The following is a 23,435-nucleotide window of genomic DNA, read 5'->3' on the forward strand; positions in this document are numbered from 1 at the left end:
CGGAAAAGTCGGTCAGCGCGGGGGTTTTTTCTATATCACCACCGCAACCCACGGGTTGCGTGCACCACAGGCGCCGCAAGCGGCGCTGTGATGCGGGAGTAGCTCAGCTGGTAGAGCACTACCTTGCCAAGGTAGATGTCGCGAGTTCGAATCTCGTCTCCCGCTCCAACCCCACCCCCTCCCCGGATGGGGTTTTTTTCTTGCCCGCACACGACAGGGCCGCCTCCCAGGTGACGGGGGCGGCCCTTTTTCCATTACATCTTCCAGCCGACGCAGTTGCTTCAAGCTGTGCAATTCGAGGAAACGGAACAGCCCCCCAGGTTTATGGGGGGCTGTTCTCATTGGTGCCGGGAAAGGGACTTGAACCCTCACGCCTCTCGGCGGCCGATTTTAAGTCGGATGCGTCTACCATTCCGCCATCCCGGCGCGTGCTTGGGAAAGCCTGCCCAGTATAGGAGAAATCCCCGCCGGGTGGGCGGGGATCTGTGGTGGAGGTGGGCGGAGTCGAACCGCCGTCCAAGAGTCCGTTCAGCGTGCGTCTACGTGTGTATCCCACAGTTTGATTGTCGGGCTGGGGGCGACTGGTGGGCGCGCCTCCCCTTTGCCTTATTTCCACTTAGTTTCGCTTCCCGCTATGGAACCTTGCGTTGGCTAGCCTTCTTTTGGTTCAGTTCGCGCGGCGCCAAAGGCTGGGCTTCGCGGTCACTGTCTCACTTAAGCAGCGAGAGCGTAGTTCTGGTTGCCAGTTAATGGCTTTGCCGTTTGTTTACGAGGCCAACGGCACCTCGACACGCAACAGCGCCTGCAGTTCCCCTGTCGAAACCGGGTCACCCCCAGGGTGTTCACCGACTCTCATCGGTGCCCGTATGGTAGCACCTCCGCCTGACGGACGCATGATGGAAAAGCACGATTCAGACACGCTGAACGGCCTACCGGCCCGGGGTGACCCTACCTGCGGAACTGACCGTTGAAGTTGCGCCACTGCTTCTGCCCGAACGCGTACGCTGGGTGCGTCCAGCGGCCTGCCACCACGCCCTCCCGCAGGGTGGACAGCAGCTGCTCCGGCGTGTGGATCGTCCGGAAGGGCGCTTCCACCCACGCCTCGCCGATGTCACGCAGGGTGTGCGCGTCACTCCCGGCACTCATCGGCAGCCCGCGCGCCCGCGCCCACTCGGCCGCCGCGCGGTTCCAGCGGTGTCGGGACAGGCGGGAATTAAAGGTCTCGACGATATCGATGTCCGCCGCGATGCGCTCGGTCGCCTCGGGACGCAGGCGGTACCGCTTCAGGGGATCGAAGCCATGCTGCAGGAGCACCAGCCCCCCCTGCGCCCTGATCTCGCGCACGGTCTCCTCGGGCGTGAGTTTCGGTGGGATGCGTTCCTGGAGGAACAGGCCGATCAGCTCGCCCTCGCTGGTCGTGACCTCCTCGCCGGGGATGACGCTGAGGCGGTCGTCGAGGCCCTGGTCGCGGATGATGGCCTGCAACTCCGGGCCGCCGCGGTGCTGGTCGTGGTCGGTCACGGCGATCACGCGGGTGTTCGTGCGGAGCATCCACGCGGGAATGTCCCGCAGGGGCGTGCGGCAGTCGTGACTGACTTCCGTGTGCATGTGCAGGTCCACGCGCATGACCTGCACGCCGCCGCGCCACACGATGTTGTTCTGCATGGTCGCCGCCGGGCGCGGTGCCCAGCCCAGCGCAGCCCCCACGCGGTCCTGCACGGCATGCACGAGCGCTACCGGCCAGGAGCGGCGCAGCGGGATCTCGCGCGCCTCCTGCGGGTTGGGCGGGGGGAGGGGAGGCCCGGGCGGCACCTCAGACCACCTCTGGATCAGAAGGTGGTGATTCAGGCTCGGGCAGGGGCACCAGCACGCTGAGCGCCCCGGGCCACGCCTCGATCAGCACGCGGCCCGTCACGCCCTGCATGGGCGGCCGGACCTCCGCGTCCACGTGGAACGCCTGCCCGGTGTACGGGATCTCCACGCGCCCCGCGCGGGTACTCTCGACGCTGCTGAGCGCCTCGAAGTCATCCCGCGCCAGCGCCGCGAGGTACGTCAGCATGCCCTCACGTCCCGCCGCGTCAATGCGGACCACGTCCAGCTGCCCGTCCGCCGGGTCGGCATTCGTCGCCAGGCGGAGCCTCGGCCCGGTCGCCTTCGTGTTCAGCACCTCCAGCAGCGCGAACGCCGCCGTGGGCTGCTCCTCGCCGTCCAGGGTCAGCGTCACGGGCGGCGGGTCGAAACTCGTCAGGGTCGTCGTGAGGGCCTGCACGGCCCGCAGGGGGCTCTTGCCGCCCTCCGGGTCGTACTCGGCCATCACGTCCGCGAACGCCCCGCACCCGCACGCCTCCAGGAACACGTCCTCGCCCCAGGGGCCTTCCACGCGGCCCAGGTCGAACGGGCGGACCTCCGCGCGGCCGTACGCGGCGATCACGTCCAGCGGTTCGCCCTGCACGCCCAGCGTCCGCGCCACGTTGTTCGCCGTGCCCATCGGAATGACCGCCAGGGTCACCTCCGGGCGGCCCGCCAGGGTCAGGCCCACCGCGCGCTGCGTGCCGTCCCCACCCGCCACGAATACCGTGCCCTGCACGCCATCCAGGGCTTCCTCCAGGTCGTCCTCGCAGCTGGTCGCGCGGTACACCGGCGTGAACCCGATCGCGTGAATGGCGTTCACCAGATCGTCCGGCGTGCAGCGGCTGCTGCCACCCGCGTTCGTGTTGTAGATCAGCGTCGCCGTGCCACGCTGCGGGGCAGCAGGGGAGCCCTCCGGGGCGAGGGAATGGGGTGCGGTCATGCCGCCACTGTAGCCACCTCGCACGGCGCGCGCCTTGAGGAAACCATGACCCCTCCCGCACCACCCCACCCCCCCGCACGCGCCCCGCTAGAGTGCAGGACATGCCCCCCGCGCCCGCCGTGCTGATCCACAACCCCGGCGCCGGCACCAGCCACCGCGCCGACCCCAGCCAGCTGCAGGCGGCGCTGCGGGACGCCGGATTCGACGCCGAACACCGCCCCACCCGCACCCCCCACGACCTCGGCCTGGCCCTGAGCGGCCCGCTGCCCGGCCCCGTGTTCATCGCCGGGGGGGACGGCACCTTCCGCGCCGCCGCGCTGCACCTCACCGGACGGGACGCCACGGTCGGCGTGATCCCACTGGGCACCTCGAACAACATCGCCCGGACGCTGGGCCTGACCGGCGACCCCGTGGACGTCGCCCGCGCGTACCGCACCGCCACCCGGCACCCGTTCGACGCGGGCCGCGTCCAGGCCCCCTGGGGGGAGGACGTGTTCTTCGAAGCGTTCGGCTGCGGCCTGTTCGCGGACCTGCTGCACGCCTACGACCCCACCGCGCCTAAAAGCCCCCTGCGGGCCGCGCAGGCCCTCCTGACCACCCTGCCCGGCTTCCAGGCGCAGCCCGTCCCCACCTGCATCGACGGGCACCCCAGCCCCGCGCCGCCACTGACCCTGCTGGAAATCATGAACATCCCGTCCACCGGGAACGGCCTGCACCTCGCGCCCGACGCGCACCCCGGCGACGGCCTGCTGAACCTGATCCGCGTGAACGGCCAGCAGCGCGACAGCCTCGCCGCGTACGCCACCGCCATGCTGCGCGGGCAGTTCGACACGCTGCCCAGCGTGCAGGAGGACGTCGCCGCCACCTTCACCCTGCACGCCACCGGGCAGCACGTCGGGCAGGTGTTCCACGTGGACGGCGAGACCCGCACGCACCCCGGCAGCCCCGTCCACGTTCAGGTGTGGGCGGGCGCGCTGCACGTCCTCCGACCCGACTGAGGAGACAGCTGAACGCTTGCGAATCAGGCGAGGTCGCCCGGTCGCCCCCTCACCCTTCCGGCGCTGTGCGCCTCTGCTGCGCAGCTCTGCGAGTCCCTCCCTCTCTGCTTCGCAGCTCTCCGAGTCCCACAAGGGGAGAGGGGAGAAAAGAAGATCACCCCTCCGCGCGACCCTTCCGCTCGGCCCGCATGGCCGCCGCGTCCTCCAGCATCAGCGCGGGCAGCAGCGCGAAACTCCCCGCGAAGAGCGACGCCACCGCCGCCGGAACCCGCACCCGCGTCCGTCCGTTCAGCACTAGGTACAGCGCGCCCAGGGTGCTCAGCGCGCCGATATCCATGAACATCACCCGCGCGAACGCACTGCGCCGCAGCGTCTCCCGCGTCCCCAGCTCCCCCGGACGCCGCCGCCCCACCACCGCCGTCAATACCAGCATCAGCAGCAAAGAGGCGTACAGGCGCAGACGAGCAGGGGAGGGGCGAGCGTAATCAGAGAGAGGCATACGGGCAGCGTACCCACTCCAACCCGGCCAGAGCGTACGCATTCCCCCGCCCCCGAGTGGAGTGTCCTCGGAAAAGGAGGTGCACCCACCAATAAGCGGGTGCACCGGTCAACAATCAATTACTGACTGTTGGATTTCAGCTGCGACAAGACAGATTGTCTGACTTCGGCACAGCATCCAGTGATAGCTAGGCGTTCACCGTCGAGTTCCACCGTAGGGCTCTGGTTGTGTGTTGCACAGACAGTCTCCGATGCTATGTGCTGCGCTCTGGCGAAATAGGCGTTGATTGCCTTTTCCTGAACTCTTTGGAGAAACGCGTCGCGGTCGAATGCCATTACTTCTTACCTCGCTCGCGTTGGCTGAGTGCGCTTGCAGCCGCGCTTTTCTGCGTCGGTGTACTGCGAGGATTTGAGAGTACTTTTGAGGCGGCAGTAGCAGCTTTGGAACTGGTTTTCTTGTTTGCCATGCTTTGGCTCCTTTGCTGGAGTTATGCGAACTGTTGCCAAGTTGCCTTTTGGGCCTCAAAGGGGTACGCTCTGAGCACTTTCCACAGTAGCTAGATCGCCTCCCCAACGAGGCCGCAGTGATCTGGTTTCCGACGTTCCAGGCCTAGCCTAGAGCGTCGATTTCATTTCAATCACCTCCCATTCAAGGGCAAGAAAGGGGGCCGTAGCCCCCTCCTTTCTTACCCGCATTTGCTGTAGCCGCAGGCTTGGCATTTCAGGCAGCCTTCCTCGCGGATCACGGCTTTCTCCTCGCACACCGGGCACCGCTCGCGCGCCATGCCGTCCACGCTGACGCCACTGGGCGCCGCGCTGACGGTGGTGACGGGTTGGGCGGTGTCGGTGCTGCCTCCGGCGAGGGGGGGGAGTTTGGCGGCGTCGAGGTCTTTCTGGAAGGTTTCCAGGGCGACGGCGATCAGGTCGGCTTTGCTGCCCACCAATCGGCCGTTGTAGCTGCCGTACAGGCCGCCGTTGATGCCGCGCAGGGTTTTGACGATGGCCTGGGCGGGGACGCCGTGTTGGAGGGCGATGCTGACGACGCGGCCGAGGGCTTCGCTGTCGGCGTTCGCTTCGTCGCCGGCGCGGCCCGAAATGACCATGACTTCGACGGGTTTGCCGCCGAGTTCGTTGACGGTGACGAGGAAGCTGCGGCGGTGGCCGCTGGTGGGGTCGGTGAGTTTGACCATGTCGGTGATGCCGCGCAGTCGGGTGGGGCGTTCGTAGTGCGGCTTCGCCGGGGCGGATGGCTGATGGCGGATGGCAGTGGGCTGGGTGGTGGTTGCGTCCTGGGCCTTGGCCATCTGCTGTTCGCCTTCTGCCTGCTCGCCCATGACGTCGGCGCTGGCGCTGACTTCGGGGGTGGGTTCTTCGGTCTTGGCTTTTTTCTTGCTGGTGCTCAGGACCTGGAACTGGCGGCTGCCGTCGCGGTACACGGTGATGCCTTTGCAACCGGTCTTGTACGCTTCGCTGTAGGCGTCCTGCACGTCCTGGACGGTGGCGTCGTTGGGGAGGTTGATGGTCTTGGAGAGGCTGTTGGCGGCGTGCCCTTCGGCGTCGAAGGCGCGTTGCACGGTGCCCTGCATGCGGACGTGGTCGACGGGTTTGATGTCGTGCGCGCAGACGAACACCTGCTGGAGGGCGTCGGGAATGAAGGGCAGGCCGACGACCGAGCCGTGGTTTTCGCTGACGGCTTCGGTGACCTTGTCCCAGTCCCAGCCTCCGTCTTTCGTCATGCCCTGGGGGGCGGGGTACGTTTCGAGCAGTTCGACGAAGAGGGGGGCGAGGAGGGCGCGGTATTCGCTGCCGATCTTGCGCCAGATGAACGGGCTGAAGATGGGTTCGATGCCGGAGGAGACGCCCATGAGCATGCTGGTGGTGCCGGTGGGGGCGACGGTCAGCACGGCGACGTTGCGGCGGGGCGCGTGGGGGATCTGTTCGGCGTTGCGGGTGTACACGGGGTAGATGCCGCGTTCCTCGCCCAGGCGTTCGCTTTCCGCGATGGCCTCTTCGCGCAGGGCGCTCATGATGTCGTAGATGGTGTCGCGGCCCGCTTCGCTGTCGTAGCGCAGGCCCAGTTTGATGAGGGCGTCGGCGAGGCCCATGACGCCCAGGCCCAGGCGGCGCAGGTCCTGGCTGGCGACGCGGTTGTCTTCCAGCGCGAACACGTTCACGTCGAGCACGTCGTCCAGGAAGCGCACGCAGGTGCGGACGTCCGCGCGGAACGTGTCGTAGTCGAAGCTGCTGTTCTGCACGTACGCCGCGAGGTTGATGGCGCCCAGGTCGCAGGGTTCACCGACGGTCAGGGGGATCTCGCCGCAGGGGTTGGTGCTGCGGATCTGGTAGCGCTCGCCGAGGTTCTTCAGGGCGCTGTATTCGTTGATGCGGTCCACGAAGATCAGGCCGGGTTCGCCGGTGCTCCAGGCGTGCTGCGCGATCTGGTCCCACAGCCACTGGGCGGGAATGCTGGTCTTGCCGCTCTTGTCGGTGTATACGGGGACGCCCTGCGCGTCGTCCTCGGCGCGGGTGGGCAGGCTGGGGAGGGTGCCCTTGAACGTGCCCTTCTGCGGCGCGAGGTAGTACTTGCCGGGCACGTCCTGCGCGTTCACGGGCCACAGGCCGCCCGCCTGGAGGGTGTCCCAGAAGGCGCTGCTGACCAGGATGCTGATGTTGAAGGTGCTGATGTCGCCTTCAGCGGCCTCGCGGTCGAGGTCCTTGGCGGTCAGGAAGTCCAGCACGTCCGGATGCTCGATGCTGATCGTGGCCATGCCCGCGCCGCGCCGGGTGCCGCCCTGACGGACGACGCGCAGGACGGGGGCGTACACGAAGCGCAGGGTGTTGATCGGGCCCGACGCTTCCGCGCCGCGGTTGGCCCATTCCAGGAAGTTGTCGAAGATTTCCAGCAGGAAGCTGACGGGGCCGCTGCTCGTGCCGCCCGAGCCCTTGATGGGGGCACCCTCGGGGCGCATGCTGCTCAGGTCCAGGCGGGGTTCCAGGCCGGTCTTGGCGTCCTCGGCGATCTTGCGCGCGGCGTCCACGATGCCGCCCATGTCGTCCGGGACGGCCTGCACGCCCTCCGGCATGGCCTTCACGACGGACACGCCGTTCGCGCGGGCCAGCGCGACCAGTTCCGGCTTGATGACCTGCCCGTACACCACGCGCGTCCAGTTCCGCACGGCGATGGGCTGCTTCTCCCCGTCGGGTTGGGTGGGGGGGCGCATGAGGCCCTCGATGAAGTCCTGCACGTCCGCGTGCGCGGCGCTCATGTACACCCAGCCGCGCACGCCGGTGTCGGGGCGGCTGCTCTCGGCGCGGGGCGTGTACACGTCCAGGTTCACGCCGTTCCCGCCGCCGACCTTCGTGACCAGCGCGAGTTTCTTCGCGACTTCCATCACGCCTTCGAAGGTGTGCGGCGCGTGCTCGGTCGCGCCCTGCACGAAGCAGTTCAGGACGTTCCCGTGCTGCGTTCCCGCGCCCGCCAGGACGCGCCCGCCGGGGCAGAATTTCTTCCCGGCCATCAGGTCGTAGTACGCCTGCGCCCAGTGCTCGCGCGCGCCCGCCTCCTCGGCTCCGGCCACCCAGGTGGCGATGCGGCGGAACATGCCGCTCAGGTCGCCGTCCGTGCCCTGCAGGTACTGCCGCTTGGCGATGTGGTGGGCGTTCTCGTCGAAGTTGGTCAGGGGCTGGGCGCTCAGGGTGGTCACGGTGGGTCTCCTTGCGGGCGAGGGGTTGATGGCATGAGTACACAGCACAGAGCCCGCACCGCCCCGGTCGGGAGGCTGTGAGGTGAGCTGCTGTGGTGGCCGGTGAAGTGGGCCTTGCCTTAGATGGCTGACTGTACCACCCGCCCGCAGGAGGTACAAGCGCTTGTACCTCCAATGAAGCGGACATACAACATGCAGCAAAACATGCAGATATGAAGATCCGCTCAAGCCCGTCTGGCACGCCGGATTCTCACCTCGGCCTGCCCGGCGTCCCACCGGAATCCACGCTCAGCGCGCCCGGCTCACCGGTCACCGCAGACCCACCGGCAGGGTCGCCCCGGTCCCCTCACGGCGCTGTCCGGTGATCAGTGCTGTTCGGGTTTCGCCTCTCGTTCCATCAGGCGCGCCACGCCGTCCTGCGGCGTCCACTCGCCCCGCGTGACGTGCGCCACCGCCCGCACGATCGGCAGGTCATGCCCGTGCGCCGCCGCCCACGCGTCCAGCAGCCCCGCCGTACGCAGACCCTCCACGACCTTCCCACCCTGCCCCGGATGCTCCCCGCGCGCGATGGCCTCGCCTGCCGCGCGGTTGCGGCTGTGACGACTGGTGGCCGTGGCGACCAGATCCCCCAGGCCACTCAGGCCATACACCGTCTCCTCGCGTGCGCCCAGCGCCGTCAGGTAGCGGTTCATCTCGCGCAGTCCACGCGTGATCAGCGCGGACTTGGCGTTGTCGCCCAGGTTCAGGCCGTCCACCAGTCCGGCGGCGACCGCCATGACGTTCTTCAGCACGCCGCCCAGTTCCACGCCCGTCTCGTCGTCGCTGGTGTACACGCGCAGGCCCGGCGTCATCAGCGCCGCCTGCACGGACCGCGCGAAACCCCCGTCGCGGCTGGCGACCACGGTCGCGGCGGGCAGACCCCGCCCGATCTCCTCGGCATGATTCGGGCCGCTCAGGACCGCCACGCGCGTGAACCCCAGCTGCCGCGCCAGCACGCTCAGCTGCCCCCCGTCCGGCGCGAGACCCTTGGCGCACAGCACCACGCCCAGGTCACGCGGCAGCGCCGCGAGCAGTTCCGGCACGCCCACGCTGGGCACCACGACGAGCGCGAACGGCGCGTCCGTGATCGCCTCGCCCAGGTGCGCCGTGACCTCCAGGCCTGCCGGAAGGGTCACGCCCGGCAGGTACTCCGCGTTCACGCGCCCCTCCGCCAGGGTCCGCGCGAAGTCGGCGCGGCGCGCCCACAGCCGCACCGGGCCGTTGCGCGCCGCGTTCACCGCGAGGGCCGTGCCCCAGCCGCCCGCGCCCAGCACCGGCAGCCCGCTCACGCCTCACCTGCCCAGGCGAACACCCACACGCGCGGCGCGTCCGGTTCCGGCGGCGCGTAATCCGGGTACTCCACGATCTCCCACCGCGCGAACCCCGCCGCCCCCAGCAGGGGCTCCAGGTCCGCCGGGTCGTACCCACGCTCGCGGTGCGTCTCCACGAACTCCTGTTCGTCCACCCGGCAGAACGCCTGCACCACACCCACGTCCGCCTCCGCGTCGTAGTGGTGCGACCAGTGGTAGTGGACCTCGCTGCCGTCCGGCAGTGGGGCCAGTCCCTCGATGGCGTCCCCCTCCCACAGTTCCCGCACGCCCAGGCGGGTGTTCACGTCGAACGCCAGCAGCCCGCCGGGACTCAGGTGCGCCCGCGCCCGAGCCAGCGCCGCGCCCAGGTCCCCCGGCGTCAGGAGGTTGTTCAGACTGTCGAACACGCACGTGACCAGCCCGAACCGCTCCCCCAGGTCGAAGGTCCGCAGGTCGCCCTGCACGAACGGCACGCCCGGCAGGCGAACGCGCGCCTCGGCGAGCATCGCCTCACTGAAATCCAGGCCCGTCACGTCCCAGCCCGCCGCGCGCAGCTCCCGCGTGAACCCCCCCGTGCCGCACGCCAGGTCCAGAGCGCGGCCCGGCCTGCTCAGGCCGCCGTCCCGCGCGAACGACAGGACGAAATCCGCCCAGTGGTCATACTCCACATCCGCCATGATCGAGTCGTACACGGCCGCCAGAGCGGTAAAAGGCTGCCTCTGCATGACGCGAAGTATAGCGGGCTAGCGTAGGTGCTCGCTCAGCCCGCTCTAATGCTGTGGTCACTATTTTATGTGGTTGGTGTTACCAACTACTTGGTGGATTCACACTTGGCCCCGACATCTTTTCGCCATCGAAGTAATAGTAGTTTCCAGTTTGTGATCTGACGAGAGAATAGCTGCTGTTAGAATCCTGCTTGAATTGGCATAGTTCAATACTGGAGGGTAGGGATGCGATGAGTGTCGGCGAGCACGTTGTCGGCGATGTGTAAAGAACGCCACTTTGTAGTTGAGCTCGGCTTATTTCGGAGCTTGTGACTATATTTCTTGCCATGCTGAGCGATTGACTATCGTTGGCTGATTTTCTCGCATTGAGTATGCTGGGTAGTATGACTGCGGCTAATACGCCAATAATTGCAATGACAACCAGAAGCTCTATGAGCGTAAATCCTTCAATTTTCGACTTCTGCATCTTTCATCATTTCCTTGTGTGCTATTCCAAGCAGGGCAAAATACATTGGTGTCACGGGAATGAGGTAAAACCAAAACGTCAGATAAAATAAATATGGAATAAATGCTGCCGTATATCTAGTTAGGTGCCGCTTGTTATATCTTCTGAGAATATTAATAAGTGACGCTATAAAAAGAAGCGTTGCTGGTATTCCCCTTGAATATAATTCTGAGAGGAAAATATTGTGAGGTTCAATATATTGAATATTAAAATATACCCACTTTCCTTCATTTTTATACTCATATCCCATCATATGTCGACGTATGGGCGCATTGCTTGGCAGTCCTAATTCTAATCTGTATAGATTAAACAGATCGCGCTCTGGGAGAATTTCGGGAAGGAATATTGGGAATGTCTGCGATCCCCACCCAAGTATGGGCTTCCTGTATGTCCCTTCTGCGGCTGCTTTCCAAAGAATCAGGCGGGTCTTCAAAGTTGTTGTTGATGTGTAGGACTTATAAGTGTTATCTGGATTATTAATCCTACTGCTAATGTAGTTAGTTAATATCGGAGCGCATAGGCAACAGATGATGAAGAAACAAAATGCAATAAAGGGAACGCGCCGCGAATTGCGATGTTCGGCGAAAATCCAGAAAATTAGTCCAATGAGTATTCCAATAGTTGCCGCCGATGTTGTGCAAAGCGCAGCGCCTAAAAAACCTGAAATAATCCAAATATAAAACCATACGTCTTTGCCAAGGCGGCGGTAGAAAAAGATAGGTTGTAAAGTCATAATCGCAAACCAACCGCCGAGATGCTGTCTAAGGCCAATAGTTGCCGCTGGATAGATCATCCTGGGTGATGTGACCCATTGCTCTAATGGTCTGAATCCTATACTTTCTAATACTGCGAGCGCAGTCATGGTTAATACGCAGCAAGATAGGGGAATAATATAATATTTTGAATCAATCTCGCTCTTTGCAAAAAAGAAAGCAACGCCCATGCTAAGGAAAAACGCAAGCGTGCCAAACTGTGCCGAATCGTGTCCCATCCAGGCAATTATGGGAAGGGGCGACAGAAATGCACTAAGAGAAGCCATGGCTATAAAGGCGGTAATTGTGGTAAATTTAAAGTTTTTTACCCTAAATAATAAATATTCTATCAGGCTGAAGTTTTTGCCTTGTCGCCACATATTAAAGACAAGAGAAAAAATTACAAAACCCACGATAAATAAGAATCTTGGTTCATAAATCACAGATTGGACGGATTTAGTTGGATTTCTACCAATAAAAAATGTTATGAGGAAAAGGAAGATTATGTTTGTCGTTAAGGCGATAGATTTTGATCGTGTCATCGGCATCTCGCTGCATTCAACTATTCAAAAGACCCCGTCTGACGACGGGGTCTTTTGAATGCACAAATTCTTCAGGGCATGGAGGTGGGGAAAGCGGCAGAGGTCGCCTGTTTCACCGTCGAACCGTCGAATTCAAAGAATTTGCCGGTGCTGGACGTGACGTAGCCGTAAGTTCCGTTTTGGGTCTGACGCACTTTGCAGGCGGTCACGCCGGCGGGGAAGGAAACGGCGGTGTTGTTGGCCGAAATGGTCGCGCTATTGCAGTCCACACCGGTCGCCGCTCCGAGGGTCGTGGTGTCCGTGGGGTTCTGGCTGCGCCAGGCTTCAGCTGCAGTCACAGCGTTGCGCAGGTAGGTCTGGGCGGCGCTGTCGTTCGCGCTCTTGCGGGCGTTCAGCAGGTTGGGGATCAGGACGGCCGCGAGGATGCCGATGATGGCGATGACGATGAGCAGCTCGATCAGGGTGAAGCCTTGGGTGGTGTTCTTCATGCTGTGCTCCTGGTGCGACCGCGCCGGTTGATGGATGGATGGGTCCGGGCGGTCTGCGGATGGCGTTGGGCCGGGTGAGGTGTGTCCTGTCCTGGCTTGAGTTGAAGTGTAGTCACTTTTTCTCACAGAGGTCTTACTGAAAGGTGGATTGAGCTACGAAACGCTGTCGGGTTGAATGATCGGATGTTGATCGTTGTGGACGGCATCTTTCCTCTCTTTTGGACTGGCGACTGAGGGGTAAGGGCTGTGGTGATAAGACCGGTGGTGGTGAGGGTGGTATGCTGCGTGTCAGTTCGGCCTGCCTGGCATGGGGAGGCGAATGGGATCACCTGCGGGTGTCCCCACCCTTGAATTCAGATTGGACGGCGGGAGCGGTTCGGGGCGAGGTTTAGGTCCCTGACCGCGTGTCCTGCCGGGAGAGAGGCCACATTTGGAACTCACGCCACGCGTTCCGCCGCACAGCAACGACGCTGAGATCAGCGTGCTGGGCAGTATTCTGCTGGACAACGACACCCTGAACAGCCTGGGTGACACCGTCACGCCCGAGATGTTCTACCGCGAGGGTCACCGCAAGATCTTCACCGCCATGCGCACCCTGCAGGAGCGCGGCGAACCCGTGGACCTCGTGACGCTCAGCGAGGACCTGCGCGTCAAGGGCATGCTCGACGAGGTGGGCGGCCTGACGTACCTGATCGGCCTGTCGGACCAGGTGCCGACCGCCGCGTACGCCGAGCACTACGCGCGGATCGTGCAGGAGAAGGCGACGCTGCGCTCGCTGATCAGCGCGTCCGGGAAGGCCATGCAGCTCGCCTATGAGGCGCAGCTGCCGCTGGAGGACCTGCTCGACCGCGCCGAGAAGATGATCTTCGAGGTCGCCGAGCAGAAGAAGAAGGGCGAGGCGTTCCAGGCGATGAATGAGGTCGTCACCGAGACCTTCGAGTACATCACGCTGCTGCACCAGAACAAGGGCATCCCGGACGGCGTCAGCACCGGATTCCGGGATCTGGACGAGCAGATCTCGGGGTTGCAGAAGGGCAGCCTGAACGTCCTCGCGGCCCGTCCGTCGATGGGGAAGACGGCGTTCGCGCTGTCCATCGCGCAGAACGTCGCGCTGCGCGGCGAGAAGGCGGTCGCGGTGTTCAGCCTGGAAATGCCCGCCGTGCAGCTGGCGCTGCGCATGCTGTGCAGCGAGGCGCGCGTGGACATGAACCGCATCCGCTCGGGGCAGCTGAACGAGCGGGATTTCGAGCGGCTGGCGCACGCGGCCGGGCGACTGGCGGACGCGCCGATGATCATCGACGACGAGGCGGACCTGACGCTGAACAACCTGCGCAGCAAGTTGCGGCGGATCGCGGCGCAGCACGGGCGGCTGGGGCTCGTGGTCATCGACTACCTGCAGCTCATGTCGGGCAGCAAGGGTGGCGGCGGCACCGAGAACCGCCAGCAGGAGATCAGCACCATCTCGCGCGGCCTGAAGGGACTGGCGCGCGAGATGGAGGTCCCGATCATCGTGCTGTCGCAGCTGTCGCGCGCCGTCGAGCAGCGCCCCAACCACCGCCCGATGCTGTCGGACCTGCGTGAGTCGGGCGCGATCGAGCAGGACGCGGACATCGTGATGTTCATCTACCGCGACGAGTACTACAACAAGGAAACGGATCAGCAGGGCATCGCGGAGATCATCGTCGGCAAGCAGCGCAACGGTCCGGTCGGTACGGTGAAGTTGCAGTTTCACAGCGCGCACGTCCGCTTCAACGACCTCGCGCCGGAGGGCGTGTAATGGCGGAAGAACAGGTCAAGTCCGGAGGGCAGGGCGCGCAGCGCCGCCGCCGGCGTCGCCGCGGCACCGGGGGCGCGCAGGCGCGGCCCGGTCAGGTCACGAACACCACCGCCACGCCCGTCCCGGCGGCACCCAGCAAGCGCGGGCAGAAGCGGCCGCTGGCGGACCCGCGCATCGGCGTGGGCTGCATCGTGCTGCGCGGCGACGAGATCCTGCTCGTGCGCGAGCGGGGCCGCTGGTCGCTGCCAAAGGGCGGCCTGGAGGCCGGGGAACTCGTGCAGGACGGCGCCCGGCGCGAGACCTTCGAGGAGACCGGGTTGATCGTGGAACTGCGCGACCTGGCGTTCATCGTGGAGTTCCAGGCGGTCACGTGGGGGCACCATCTGCAGTTCTTCTACACCGGGCGTGAGGTGGGCGGAAAGCTCGAGCCGCGCGACCCGGACCGGGACGTGCAGGAGGCGCGCTTCGTGCCGATCCGGCAGCTGCGGGAGTTCATCCGCTTCCGGCCGCGGCTGGTGGCGCTGGAGACGTGGCTGCGCGAGCGGCGCCCCCGGCACTTCGTGTTCAACCTGGACAAGGAACCCGCGATGCTGCGCAAGCGGCGCCGGGTGGGCGACGGCGCCCCGGCCGTCCGCGCGCCGGAACCGGAATTCACGGACGAACCGGACCTGTAACGGCAGGGATTCAGGGGGTGGGCGGAGGCCCGCCTCTTTTCTTGCATGGAAGAATCACGCCACGTTATTCTGCTAAAATCGAACTATGAAACGAGTGTTCCGCCCGCAGGCCGACCCCCTGCCCGCCAGCGGGCGCGGCTACCAGCACGTCTGCCCCCACTGCACCCAGCCCCTGACCCTGCACGACCTGCGCGACGGCGACCAGGGCTACTGGTGCCACGAGTGCGGCTGCGGCCACCGCGCCGGCGACCCACCCCCACAGGCCCTGCGGCCCCTCCCGCAGGCGGGATAAACGCCACCACGCCTCCGGTATGCTGGAGAACATGACCCAGCAGACCCCCATCGCTGCCGTGCCCGCGCACACCACCGTCGGTGAAGTGCTGGCCGGACAGGTGATCGCCGTCACCGGGGCGGACCAGGGGTACGGCCGCACCATCAGCGCCGCCCTGGCCCGCGCCGGGGCCAGCGTCGTCCTGATCGGCAGCAACAGCGAAACCCTCGCCGCCGCCGCCAGCCAGCTCGAACACGCGGGCGGCGCCGCCATCCCCATCAAGGCCGACGTCGGCGTGCCCCTGGACTGGCTCAGCGCCCAGACCCGCATTCTCGACATCTACGGCGCCCTGCACGGCATCGTGCACCTCGCCGACAAACGCGCCCACGCCGAGTTCACCATGCTCAGCGAGAACGAATGGATGGACCTGTTCAACTGCAACGTGAAAAGCAGCGTCGCCATCGCGCAGATCATCCGCCGCCGCCTCCCCGGCACCTGGCTGACCCTCATCGGCCCCCACACCGACGAACGCGGCCTGCACGTCCACCCGCAACGCGGCGCCATCCAGGGCCTCGTGCAGAACGCCCACCGCGAGGACCTGCGCCTGAACCTCCTGCTGCCCTCGCGCGCCAGCAGCAACGACGATACCCTCGACCGCCCACTGTCCAACGCGGTCCTCGCGCTCGCCGCGCCCGGCATGGCCCCCCTGCGCGGCAACGTCATCGAGGTGCCCCTCCCGCCCGTCCCGAAGATCCGCGTGCAGGAGGACTACCCCCTGTGAACCGGCTGCCACCCGCTCCGCGTCCTGACCGTTCCCGCCGGGCGGGCCCGGCATGAAGTGCCCGTACTGTTCCGCGCCGGACAGCAAGGTCGTGAACTCCCGGCCCAGCGACGACGGTGCCAGCATCCGCCGCCGCCGCGAGTGCCTGAACTGCGCCCGGCGCTTCACCACCTACGAACGCGCGCAACTCGAACCGCTGATGGTCGTCAAACGCAGCGGCCCGCGCGAGGCGTTCAACCCCGACAAGCTGCTGCGCGGACTGGTCCTGGCCACCGAGAAACGCCCCGTGGATCAGGACCTGCTGCGCGCCTTCGCGTACGGCTTCGAGGACGACGTGCAGGCCAGCGAGATCCGCAGCGAGGAGATCGGCCGCCGCGCCATGACCTTCCTGCGCCCCCTGGACGACGTGGCGTACATCCGCTTCGCGAGCGTGTACCGCGACTTCGACAGCCTGGAACGCTTCATCGAGGAGATCCGCGGCCTGAAAGACGAACAGTAAACGGCGCAACAGGAGGGCCGCCCGCGCATCTGGCGGGCGGCCCTCGCCATGTCTGCGCTACCGGCGGCGCAGCCAGTGTTGCAGCGTGCCGACCACGCCCCGGCGGAAGAACAGCACCACCAGCACGAACACCACGCCCGTCACGATACCCACCGGGAGGTTCGCGGTGGTCAGCACGTCGCGCAGCAGCAGCACGATCCCCGCGCCGATCACCGGGCCGAACAGGGTGGTGGTGCCGCCCAGCAGGGTCATCATGACGACCTCGCCGGACGTGCGCCAGTTCACGACCTCCAGGCTGACCACGCCGTGCCCGAAGGTGTACATCGCGCCCGCCAGTCCGGCCAGCCCGGCGCTCAGCAGGAACGCCGTGAACTTGAAGCGCGCGGGGTTGTACCCGACGCTCTGCGCGCGCTGCTCACTGTCCCGCACCGCCTGCTGCGCCTGCCCGAAGGGACTGCGGACCGCGCGGTACGCCACGCCGAAGCCCAGCGTGAACAGCGCGAGGCACACGTAGTACCTCACCTGCGCGTCACTGAAGTCCAGGCCCAGGAAACTGGGCCGCGCGAAGCCCTGCAACCCGTTCTCGCCGCCGGTCAGGTCCGTCCACTGCAGCGCCAGGAACGACACCATCTGCGCGAACGCCAGCGTGATCATGCTGAAGTAGATGCCGCTGGACCGCACGCTCAGGTATGCGACCGGCACCGCCAGCGCCAGGGCGCTCAGCGTGCCGCCCGCGATGGCGACCGGGACGCTCTGCCCGTGCCCCAGCAGGTACGCCGTGAGGTACGCGCTGGTGCCCCAGAACGCCGCGTGCCCGAACGACAGCAGCCCGCTGAAACCGAACAGTAGGTCGAACGCCACCGCGAACAGCCCCCACGCCAGGATGTCCAGCGCCAGCACCGGGTAGATCAGGTGCGGCAGCGCCAGCAGGATGATGCCCAGCCCGATCAGCCACGCGGCGCGGGTCACGCGGGCCGGATCGCGCGTCACCCCCAGTTTCGTCACGGCGCTCACCGCGCCCCCTCAGGCAGGCCGAACAGCCCACTGGGCCGCACCAGCAGCACCAGCGCCATCAGGATGAACACCAGCGTGTTCGCGATCGGCGGGTACACCGCCGCGCCCACCGCCGCCAGCACCCCCACCGCGAAGCCCGTCACGACCGACCCCATGATGCTGCCCATCCCGCCGATCACGACCACCGCGAACGTCGTGATGATCAGCTCCGCGCCCATGTACGGCTCGACCGAGTAGATCGGCGCGGCCAGCACGCCCGCCAGTCCGGCCAGCGCCGCGCCCACCGCGAACACGCCGGTCACCCAGCCGCTCACGTTGATGCCGAACGCCCGCGTCACGACCGGGTTCTCCGTGCTGGCGCGGATGATCGCGCCCACGCGGGTCTTCTCGATCACGAACCACGTGACCAGGCACACCACCAGCGACAGCGCGATCACGAACAGGCGGTACTTCGGGAACACCACGAAGCCCAGGTTCACCACGCCCGACAGCACCTCGGGCGGCGAGTACGGCGCGCTCGACACCGCGAAACGACTCAGCATCACCTGCTTCACCAGATCCTGCGTGAGCAGCGTCAGGCCGAACGTCAGCAGCAGGTTGTAACTGGGTTCCAGCCCGTACAGCCGCGACAGCAGCCCGCGTTCCAGCACCACGCCCAGCAGGCCCACCAGCAGCGGCGCGAGGATCAACGACGGCCAGAAGCCCAGCCCCAGCAGCTGCCCCAGCGCGAACGCCGCGAACGCACCCAGCATGTACAGCGCGCCGTGCATGAAATTCACGATCCGCAGCATCCCGAAGATCACCGCGAGGCCCAGCGACAGCAGCGCGTAGAACGCGCCGTTCACCAGACCGTTGAACACCTGAATCAAGAGTAACTGTGTATTCATAAGCGTCTGAGGGTCTGAAGGTCACAGGGTCTGAGCGTCCAGGGGCAGCGTCTGCCCTTTGACATTCAGACTCTTGGACCCTCAGACCGCTTTCCTCACATACGGCACTTGTTCTCGCTCAGGGGCATGAAGGCCTTCGCGGCGGGAATGGTGTTCAGGCGCTTGTAGATGTCCCCGGCTTCCTTGGATTCGCTCTTGCCCTTGACCTGCACGACCTGCACGTCGAGGATCACGCGGTGGTCCTGCGGGCGGATCGTGGCGTTGCGCGCGAAGAAGTCGTCGAAGGAGTGGCCTTCGAGCGCCCTGATGACCGCGTCGCTGTTGTCGCTCTTGGCGCGCGCCACGGCGTTCAGGTACTGCAGGGTCGCGGAGTACACGCCGGCCTGCGCCCAGGTGGGTTTCTTCCCGAAGGCCTTCTCGAAGCGCCCGGCCCACTGGCGGGAACGCGCGTCGAAGTTCCAGAACCACGGCACGGTGGCGATCGCGCCCGCGAAGGCGTCCTGACCCAGCGCGGCCACGTCCGTTTCGAACAGCAGGCCGATGCCCAGGCCGATGCCCTGTTTCTTCAGGCCGAACTCGTTGTACTGCTTGACGACGTTCACGAGGTCGTTCCCGGCCTGCATCGTCCCGAAGATCTTGGGCCGCACGCTCTGCGCTTTCAGCAGGTACGAGCTGAAGTCCGTGTTCGGGAAGGGCGTGGCGTCGCTGGGCGCGGCCAGTTTCCCGCCGTTCTCCTGCACGGCCGACACCATCTGGCGGTTCAGGTCCTGCCCGAACGCGTAGTTGGGGTAGATGATGTACCAGCTGCTCCCGCCGCGTTTCGTGACGGCGGTGCCGGTGCCGTTGGCGAGCATGTAGTTGTCGTACGCGTAGTGGAAGGTGTACTTGTTGCACTTCTCGTTCGTGAGGGCGGTGGTGGCGCCGGTGACGACCATGGCGACCGTCTTCTTCTGTCGGGCGACCTCGGTGGCGGCCAGCGCGGCGCTGCTGGTGGGCATGTCGACCAGCAGGTCCACGTTCTGCCGGTCAATCATCTCGGCGGCCTTGTTCCCGGCGACGTCGGCCTTGTTCTGGTGGTCCACGCCGATGACGCTGACCTTCCCGACGTACGCGCGGTTCGCTTTCATGAAGTCCTCGGCGGCCATCTGCGCGGCCTTCACGCTGCCCTGCCCGGACAGCTCGGAGTACACGCCGGACAGGTCCGTCAGGACGCCCACCTTGATGCTCCCGTCGGACAGGGACTGGGCCGAGGCGGCGGGCGCCAGAAGCAGGGCGGTCAGGGCCAGGATGGCGGTGCGGGTCTTGTTCATGGGACAACCTCCAGAGGAGTGAATGGGGCACGGAATGGGGGAGAGGAACGCGGGTTTACACGCTGAGGTACCGCAGCAGGTCCTCCCGGCGGGCGTCCACCTGCTCGCGCGGCACCTCGTCCACGATCTGCCCGTCCACGAACACGTAGTGCCGGTCCGCGAGGCGCGACGCGAACTTCAGGTTCTGCTCGACCAGCAGCACCGCCATGCCGCTCTGGCGCAGCGTGTCGATGATCTCGCCGATGCGCTGCACGATCACGGGCGCCAGGCCCTCGCTGGGCTCGTCCAGCAGCAGCAGCTTCGGCCCGGCGCGCAGCACGCGCACCATCGCCAGCATCTGCTGCTCGCCGCCCGAGAGCTTGCTGCCCGGATGATGCCCCCGCTCCCGCAGCACCGGGAACGCGTCGTAGATGCGTTCGGTACTCCAGCCTCCGGGGCGGCTGGGCGGCAGTTCGAGGTTCTCGCGGACGGTCAGGGTGCTGAGGATCGCGCGTTCCTCCGGCACCCACGCCAGCCCCTGCGCCGCCACGCGGTTGCTCGGCAGGCGGCTGATGTCCTGCCCACCGAACGTGATCTGCCCCGTTCGGCTGCGCAGCACGCCCATCACGCTTTTCAGGGTGGTGGTCTTCCCGGCGCCGTTGCGGCCGATCAGGCTGACGACCTCGCCGGGGTTCACGTGCAGGTTCACGCCGCGCAGCACGTGACTCTGCCCGTAGTACGCGTTCAGGTCCTGCACCGAGAGGAGCGGCGTCATACGAACTCCGATGGGATGGGTTGGCAAAACCCATTCCATCCGAGCAGAGCGAGAAGGAGCGAAGCGGGTTCCGGACGTGGAGTGGACAGATCGGTGGTGTGCCGATCTGGCAACGAAACAGACGGAACCCGCATCACGCGTGTCCCCCGTCGTCACCCAGGTACGCCTCGATCACGCGCGGGTCGCGCCGCACGTCCTCGTAACGGCCACTGGCGAGCACCGAGCCGTACTGCAACACCGTGATGCGGTCGGCGAGTTCCGCCACGACGCTCATGTTGTGTTCCACCAGTACCACTGTCCGCCCGCGCGCCACCTGCCGCACCAGCGCGATCACCCGCGCGATGCCCTCCGAACCCATGCCGGACGTCGGTTCGTCCAGCAGCAGCACGCGCGGGTCCTGCGTCATGGAGATCCCGATCTCCAGCTGCCGTTTCTCCCCGTGGCTCAGGTCCGCCGCCAGCCGGTCCGGCATGCCGCCCAGGCCCACGTCCGTGAGGATGGCGTCCGCCCGCTCGCCCAATGATTCCAGGCGCGAGAGCGGCACCCAGAACCGGTGCGGGAGCGGTGTGGGCGACTGGAGTGCCACCAGCACGTTCTCCCGCACGCTCAGGGTCGGGAACACCGAACTGATCTGAAACGACCGGGACAGGCCCCGCCGCACGATCTCGAAGGGCCGCAGGGTGTCCACCCGCTCGCCGAACAGGCGCACCTCGCCCGTCGTGGGCTTCAGGAAGCCCGACAGCAGGTTGAACAGCGTGGTCTTCCCGGCCCCGTTCGGGCCGATGATCGCGTGAATCTCTCCGTCATGAACCTGCAGGTTCACGTCGTTCGTGGCGCGGAACCCCCGGAAGTCCTTGACCAGCCCCCGCGCCTCCAGCGCGACGACCGGTGCGGGCGCTGCCCGTTCCGTCCCCAGTGACGCGGCCGTCACGGTCCGCCTGATGCCTCGTGTCGCATCGTCCTCCCTTCCAGATGTGTGGTCTGGAAGGAGGCTACAGGGATCCCGTCACGCTGTCGTTACACTCTGACCGGCTGACCTCATCCCTTGCTCGGGCCACCCGCCGCCGCCGGCCTCGGAATGGCGGGCGTCTCGTTCGCTGGCGTGTGACCGCGCACGTCGCGCAGCATCTCGCGGATCACCGCGAAGTCCGCCTCGATATCCCCGGTGGGCGTCACGTACCCGGTCACGCCCACCTGCTTGCGGCCCCAGTCGACGACGGTCACCCCGATCGGTACGTTCGCTTCCAGTGCCATGTAGTAGAACCCGGTGCGCCAGTACTCCGCGCGGCTGCGGGTGCCTTCCGGCGCGACGACCAGCATGATCTCCGGTTCCTTCTCGATCAGGTCCACCACGCCGTCCACGAAGTTCCCCCCGGCCCGGCGGCGGTCCACCGGCAGGCCCCCCACGGCCCGCATGAACAGCCCCACCGGGAACACGAACAGCTGATGCTTGGCCACGAACCGCACCGGGGACCGGGTGGACCAGATGAAGAACAGCCCCGGCCAGAAGTCCGCGTTGTGCGTGTGAGGCGCGACCGCCCCGACGAACTTGGCCCCGGGCGGCGTGGCCAGCAGCGGCGTCCACCCAGCCAGCCGCATGAGCCCCAGCGCCAGACGAGAGAACAGGGTGGGACGGCGACCGGGCCAGAGAGCAGACATTACCCTTCAGCCTACCCGGCCCGGCCGGTCCTCACCGGGTTCACGGGACTCGGTCCAGAAAGGCAGCCTGTGTCTGTTTCGGAAGGCGCCGCCTGGGTCAGGGAGGTCGTTGACACCGCTCGGCCGTTCTGATGGCGGTGTTCAGGTTCACCGTCCAGCAGCACGCCCCAGGGCTCCACATCCAGAGACTGTCTTTCCTGGGTGCTCGCTTGGAAGCGCAACTCTCCGAGCCCGTTCGATTCAGAGGTATCGAGTGACCCCCGCCACACCTCTGGATTCTGCTGTGAAACCTGCCAGCTCGCGACGTCCGTTGAGCTGTGCGGGTGATGATCTGGATGTGGGCGCATGGTGCGGGCCCTCCCGCGCGTGAGGGGAGGGCCCGGTGGGCGGATGTTCAGTTCATCGGCGGCGGTGCCGCGCGCTGGGGCGCTCCTGCCAGGCCGCCAGGAGCAGGGACACCACGATGACCAGTGAAGCCAGAAGCAGTTCCATATCCAGATTCTCCTTTTCTTTATCTGACATTAAGGTTACGGCGCCGGGCAGACCATGAAAAATATCTCAACATCAGATGAAGAACAGGATGGATGAAGACCACGAGTCCTCCAACCCTCGTTGACTCGATCTTGAATTCCGTGCAGGACATGAAGAAGCCGCCTCCGGAGCCTCCCGACATGCTGCCGTGGACCACTTGGGCCGACAGCACGAGCGATGGGATTGACCCGCCAGTGACAGGCCAGCCCGCCAGATTCCCCCCGACGCGTCGGCGCACACCGAACTCAACCTCACGGTCTTCTGACAGCGGTGTTCAGTTCCGTTGAGGGGCCAACACCACGCCCCAGGGCTCCACCTCCAACCGCTGCCCTTCTCAGGTGCTCGCTCTGCTGAGCACCGCTGCGAGTCCGCGCGATCCAGAGAGCGGGAGGAACCCCCTCGATTCCTCTGGATTCTGCCGTGACAACCCGCTCAGCCCAGTCCCGCTACCTCGTCCAGACTCAGGCCCGCCGCGTCCAGCGTCGCCCAGAACGCCCCGGCCTCCACCGGCAGCACGCTCAGGCGCGAGCCCTTGCGCGTCAGGGCCGACCCCTCCCACTCCGGCAGGCCCCGCAACGTGTCCAAAGGCACCACCTGCGGGAACGCGATCAACGGTTCCACATCCACCATGCTCCAGCGCGGCGCGTCCACAGTGGACTTCGGATCGAAATACTTGCTCCCAGGGTCGAACTGGAGGTCATCCGCGTACGCCGCCCGGCACACCCGCGCCACCCCCGCCACTCCCATCGGCTTCGCGTTCGAGTGGTAGAAGAGACACAGGTCCCCCTCGCGCATCTCCCGCAGGAAATTCCGCGCCTGATAGTTCCGCACGCCATTCCACGGCTCCCGCCCCACCCGCACCAGATCCGTGAAGCCGAACACATCGGGCTCCGATTTCAACAGCCAGAAACGCATGACGCCCAGCC

General features: G+C 65.9%; 22 protein-coding genes, 2 tRNA genes and 1 other RNA gene. 7 read left to right on the forward strand and 18 right to left on the reverse strand.

What is annotated here, in order from left to right; all coding sequences use genetic code 11:
• Nucleotides 1–92 precede the first annotated feature (92 nt).
• Nucleotides 93–168: transfer RNA gene (locus IEY69_RS18115), tRNA-Gly, on the forward strand.
• Nucleotides 169–342: 174 nt separating this feature from the next.
• On the opposite strand, the gene IEY69_RS18120 is transcribed toward IEY69_RS18115, so the two are convergent.
• From IEY69_RS18120 to IEY69_RS18135, 4 genes are all read right to left on the reverse strand, one after another.
• A tRNA-Leu gene (locus IEY69_RS18120) sits at nucleotides 343–426 on the reverse strand.
• A 60-nt stretch (nucleotides 427–486) separates the two neighbouring features.
• Nucleotides 487–835, reverse strand: a transfer-messenger RNA (tmRNA) gene (gene ssrA / locus IEY69_RS18125).
• Between the two features lie 113 nt (nucleotides 836–948).
• A complete protein-coding gene (locus tag IEY69_RS18130; RefSeq protein ID WP_229784105.1) occupies nucleotides 949–1,665 on the reverse strand; it encodes a PHP-associated domain-containing protein in 717 nt (238 codons plus the stop codon).
• A 148-nt stretch (nucleotides 1,666–1,813) separates the two neighbouring features.
• Nucleotides 1,814–2,791 carry a diacylglycerol/lipid kinase family protein gene (locus IEY69_RS18135; protein ID WP_189074549.1) on the reverse strand — a complete coding sequence of 326 codons (978 nt, stop codon included), beginning with the start codon at nucleotides 2,789–2,791 and terminating at the stop codon, nucleotides 1,814–1,816.
• A gap of 101 nt (nucleotides 2,792–2,892) precedes the next feature.
• On the opposite strand from IEY69_RS18135, the gene IEY69_RS18140 reads away from it, so the two are divergent.
• The gene (locus tag IEY69_RS18140; RefSeq protein ID WP_189074550.1) at nucleotides 2,893–3,789 is read left to right on the forward strand and encodes a diacylglycerol/lipid kinase family protein; all 897 of its coding nucleotides are present in this window, start codon (nucleotides 2,893–2,895) and stop codon (nucleotides 3,787–3,789) included.
• 154 nt (nucleotides 3,790–3,943) lie between these two features.
• Here IEY69_RS18140 and IEY69_RS18145 read toward each other — a convergent pair whose 3' ends face one another.
• The 7 genes from IEY69_RS18145 to IEY69_RS18175 form a co-directional block, all read right to left on the reverse strand.
• Entirely contained in the window at nucleotides 3,944–4,288 is a 345-nt protein-coding gene (locus IEY69_RS18145) for a hypothetical protein (protein ID WP_189074551.1), read from the reverse strand.
• A gap of 685 nt (nucleotides 4,289–4,973) precedes the next feature.
• Nucleotides 4,974–7,991 (reverse strand): adenosylcobalamin-dependent ribonucleoside-diphosphate reductase, encoded by a 3,018-nt coding sequence (locus IEY69_RS18150; RefSeq protein ID WP_189074552.1) that lies wholly within the window; start codon nucleotides 7,989–7,991, stop codon nucleotides 4,974–4,976.
• A gap of 365 nt (nucleotides 7,992–8,356) precedes the next feature.
• Nucleotides 8,357–9,319, reverse strand: a complete 963-nt coding sequence (locus tag IEY69_RS18155; RefSeq protein ID WP_189074553.1) for an NAD(P)H-dependent glycerol-3-phosphate dehydrogenase — start codon at nucleotides 9,317–9,319, stop codon at nucleotides 8,357–8,359.
• Entirely contained in the window at nucleotides 9,316–10,065 is a 750-nt protein-coding gene (locus tag IEY69_RS18160) for a class I SAM-dependent DNA methyltransferase (protein ID WP_189074554.1), read from the reverse strand. Before IEY69_RS18160 ends, IEY69_RS18155 begins: the two co-directional genes overlap by 4 nt.
• 79 nt (nucleotides 10,066–10,144) lie before the next feature.
• Complete coding sequence (locus tag IEY69_RS18165; protein ID WP_189074555.1) at nucleotides 10,145–10,531, reverse strand: prepilin-type N-terminal cleavage/methylation domain-containing protein; 387 nt, start codon at nucleotides 10,529–10,531, stop codon at nucleotides 10,145–10,147.
• Nucleotides 10,512–11,870 carry an O-antigen ligase family protein gene (locus IEY69_RS18170; protein ID WP_189074556.1) on the reverse strand — a complete coding sequence of 453 codons (1,359 nt, stop codon included), beginning with the start codon at nucleotides 11,868–11,870 and terminating at the stop codon, nucleotides 10,512–10,514. The genes IEY69_RS18165 and IEY69_RS18170 overlap by 20 nt, the downstream gene beginning before the upstream one ends.
• Nucleotides 11,871–11,935: 65 nt before the next feature.
• Entirely contained in the window at nucleotides 11,936–12,352 is a 417-nt protein-coding gene (locus IEY69_RS18175) for a type IV pilin protein (RefSeq protein ID WP_189074557.1), read from the reverse strand.
• Between the two features lie 430 nt (nucleotides 12,353–12,782).
• Between IEY69_RS18175 and dnaB the strand changes: the two genes are divergently transcribed.
• The 5 genes from dnaB to nrdR all read left to right on the forward strand — a co-directional run bounded on the left by dnaB (nucleotide 12,783) and on the right by nrdR (nucleotide 16,354).
• Nucleotides 12,783–14,129, forward strand: a complete 1,347-nt coding sequence (gene dnaB / locus IEY69_RS18180; protein ID WP_046844056.1) for a replicative DNA helicase — start codon at nucleotides 12,783–12,785, stop codon at nucleotides 14,127–14,129.
• Entirely contained in the window at nucleotides 14,129–14,803 is a 675-nt protein-coding gene (locus IEY69_RS18185; RefSeq protein ID WP_174367812.1) for an NUDIX hydrolase, read from the forward strand. Before dnaB ends, IEY69_RS18185 begins: the two co-directional genes overlap by 1 nt.
• Nucleotides 14,804–14,888: 85 nt before the next feature.
• The gene (locus IEY69_RS18190; RefSeq protein WP_189074558.1) at nucleotides 14,889–15,095 is read left to right on the forward strand and encodes a hypothetical protein; all 207 of its coding nucleotides are present in this window, start codon (nucleotides 14,889–14,891) and stop codon (nucleotides 15,093–15,095) included.
• 31 nt (nucleotides 15,096–15,126) lie between these two features.
• Nucleotides 15,127–15,855, forward strand: coding sequence for an SDR family NAD(P)-dependent oxidoreductase (locus IEY69_RS18195; protein ID WP_189074559.1), 729 nt, complete (start codon nucleotides 15,127–15,129; stop codon nucleotides 15,853–15,855).
• A 52-nt stretch (nucleotides 15,856–15,907) separates the two neighbouring features.
• Complete coding sequence (nrdR, locus tag IEY69_RS18200) at nucleotides 15,908–16,354, forward strand: transcriptional regulator NrdR (protein ID WP_189074560.1); 447 nt, start codon at nucleotides 15,908–15,910, stop codon at nucleotides 16,352–16,354.
• A 57-nt stretch (nucleotides 16,355–16,411) separates the two neighbouring features.
• Here the strand turns inward: nrdR and IEY69_RS18205 are convergent, their stop codons facing one another.
• The 7 genes from IEY69_RS18205 to IEY69_RS18235 all read right to left on the reverse strand — a co-directional run bounded on the left by IEY69_RS18205 (nucleotide 16,412) and on the right by IEY69_RS18235 (nucleotide 23,424).
• Nucleotides 16,412–17,368, reverse strand: a complete 957-nt coding sequence (locus IEY69_RS18205) for a branched-chain amino acid ABC transporter permease (RefSeq protein WP_229784100.1) — start codon at nucleotides 17,366–17,368, stop codon at nucleotides 16,412–16,414.
• The gene (locus IEY69_RS18210; RefSeq protein ID WP_229784106.1) at nucleotides 17,365–18,228 is read right to left on the reverse strand and encodes a branched-chain amino acid ABC transporter permease; all 864 of its coding nucleotides are present in this window, start codon (nucleotides 18,226–18,228) and stop codon (nucleotides 17,365–17,367) included. Before IEY69_RS18210 ends, IEY69_RS18205 begins: the two co-directional genes overlap by 4 nt.
• A 122-nt stretch (nucleotides 18,229–18,350) precedes the next feature.
• Nucleotides 18,351–19,565, reverse strand: a complete 1,215-nt coding sequence (locus IEY69_RS18215) for an ABC transporter substrate-binding protein (protein WP_189074562.1) — start codon at nucleotides 19,563–19,565, stop codon at nucleotides 18,351–18,353.
• A 55-nt stretch (nucleotides 19,566–19,620) separates the two neighbouring features.
• Nucleotides 19,621–20,319: an ABC transporter ATP-binding protein gene (locus IEY69_RS18220; protein WP_189074563.1), complete on the reverse strand. Its 699-nt coding sequence runs from the start codon at nucleotides 20,317–20,319 to the stop codon at nucleotides 19,621–19,623.
• Nucleotides 20,320–20,452: 133 nt separating this feature from the next.
• The gene (locus IEY69_RS18225; RefSeq protein ID WP_229784102.1) at nucleotides 20,453–21,250 is read right to left on the reverse strand and encodes an ABC transporter ATP-binding protein; all 798 of its coding nucleotides are present in this window, start codon (nucleotides 21,248–21,250) and stop codon (nucleotides 20,453–20,455) included.
• A 107-nt stretch (nucleotides 21,251–21,357) separates the two neighbouring features.
• Nucleotides 21,358–21,978 carry a 1-acyl-sn-glycerol-3-phosphate acyltransferase gene (locus IEY69_RS18230; RefSeq protein ID WP_189074564.1) on the reverse strand — a complete coding sequence of 207 codons (621 nt, stop codon included), beginning with the start codon at nucleotides 21,976–21,978 and terminating at the stop codon, nucleotides 21,358–21,360.
• 963 nt (nucleotides 21,979–22,941) lie between these two features.
• A complete protein-coding gene (locus IEY69_RS18235; protein ID WP_189074565.1) occupies nucleotides 22,942–23,424 on the reverse strand; it encodes an EVE domain-containing protein in 483 nt (160 codons plus the stop codon).
• Nucleotides 23,425–23,435 lie beyond the last annotated feature (11 nt).

The sequence above is a fragment of the Deinococcus sedimenti genome, from assembly GCF_014648135.1.
Classification (GTDB): Bacteria; Deinococcota; Deinococci; order Deinococcales; family Deinococcaceae; genus Deinococcus; species Deinococcus sedimenti.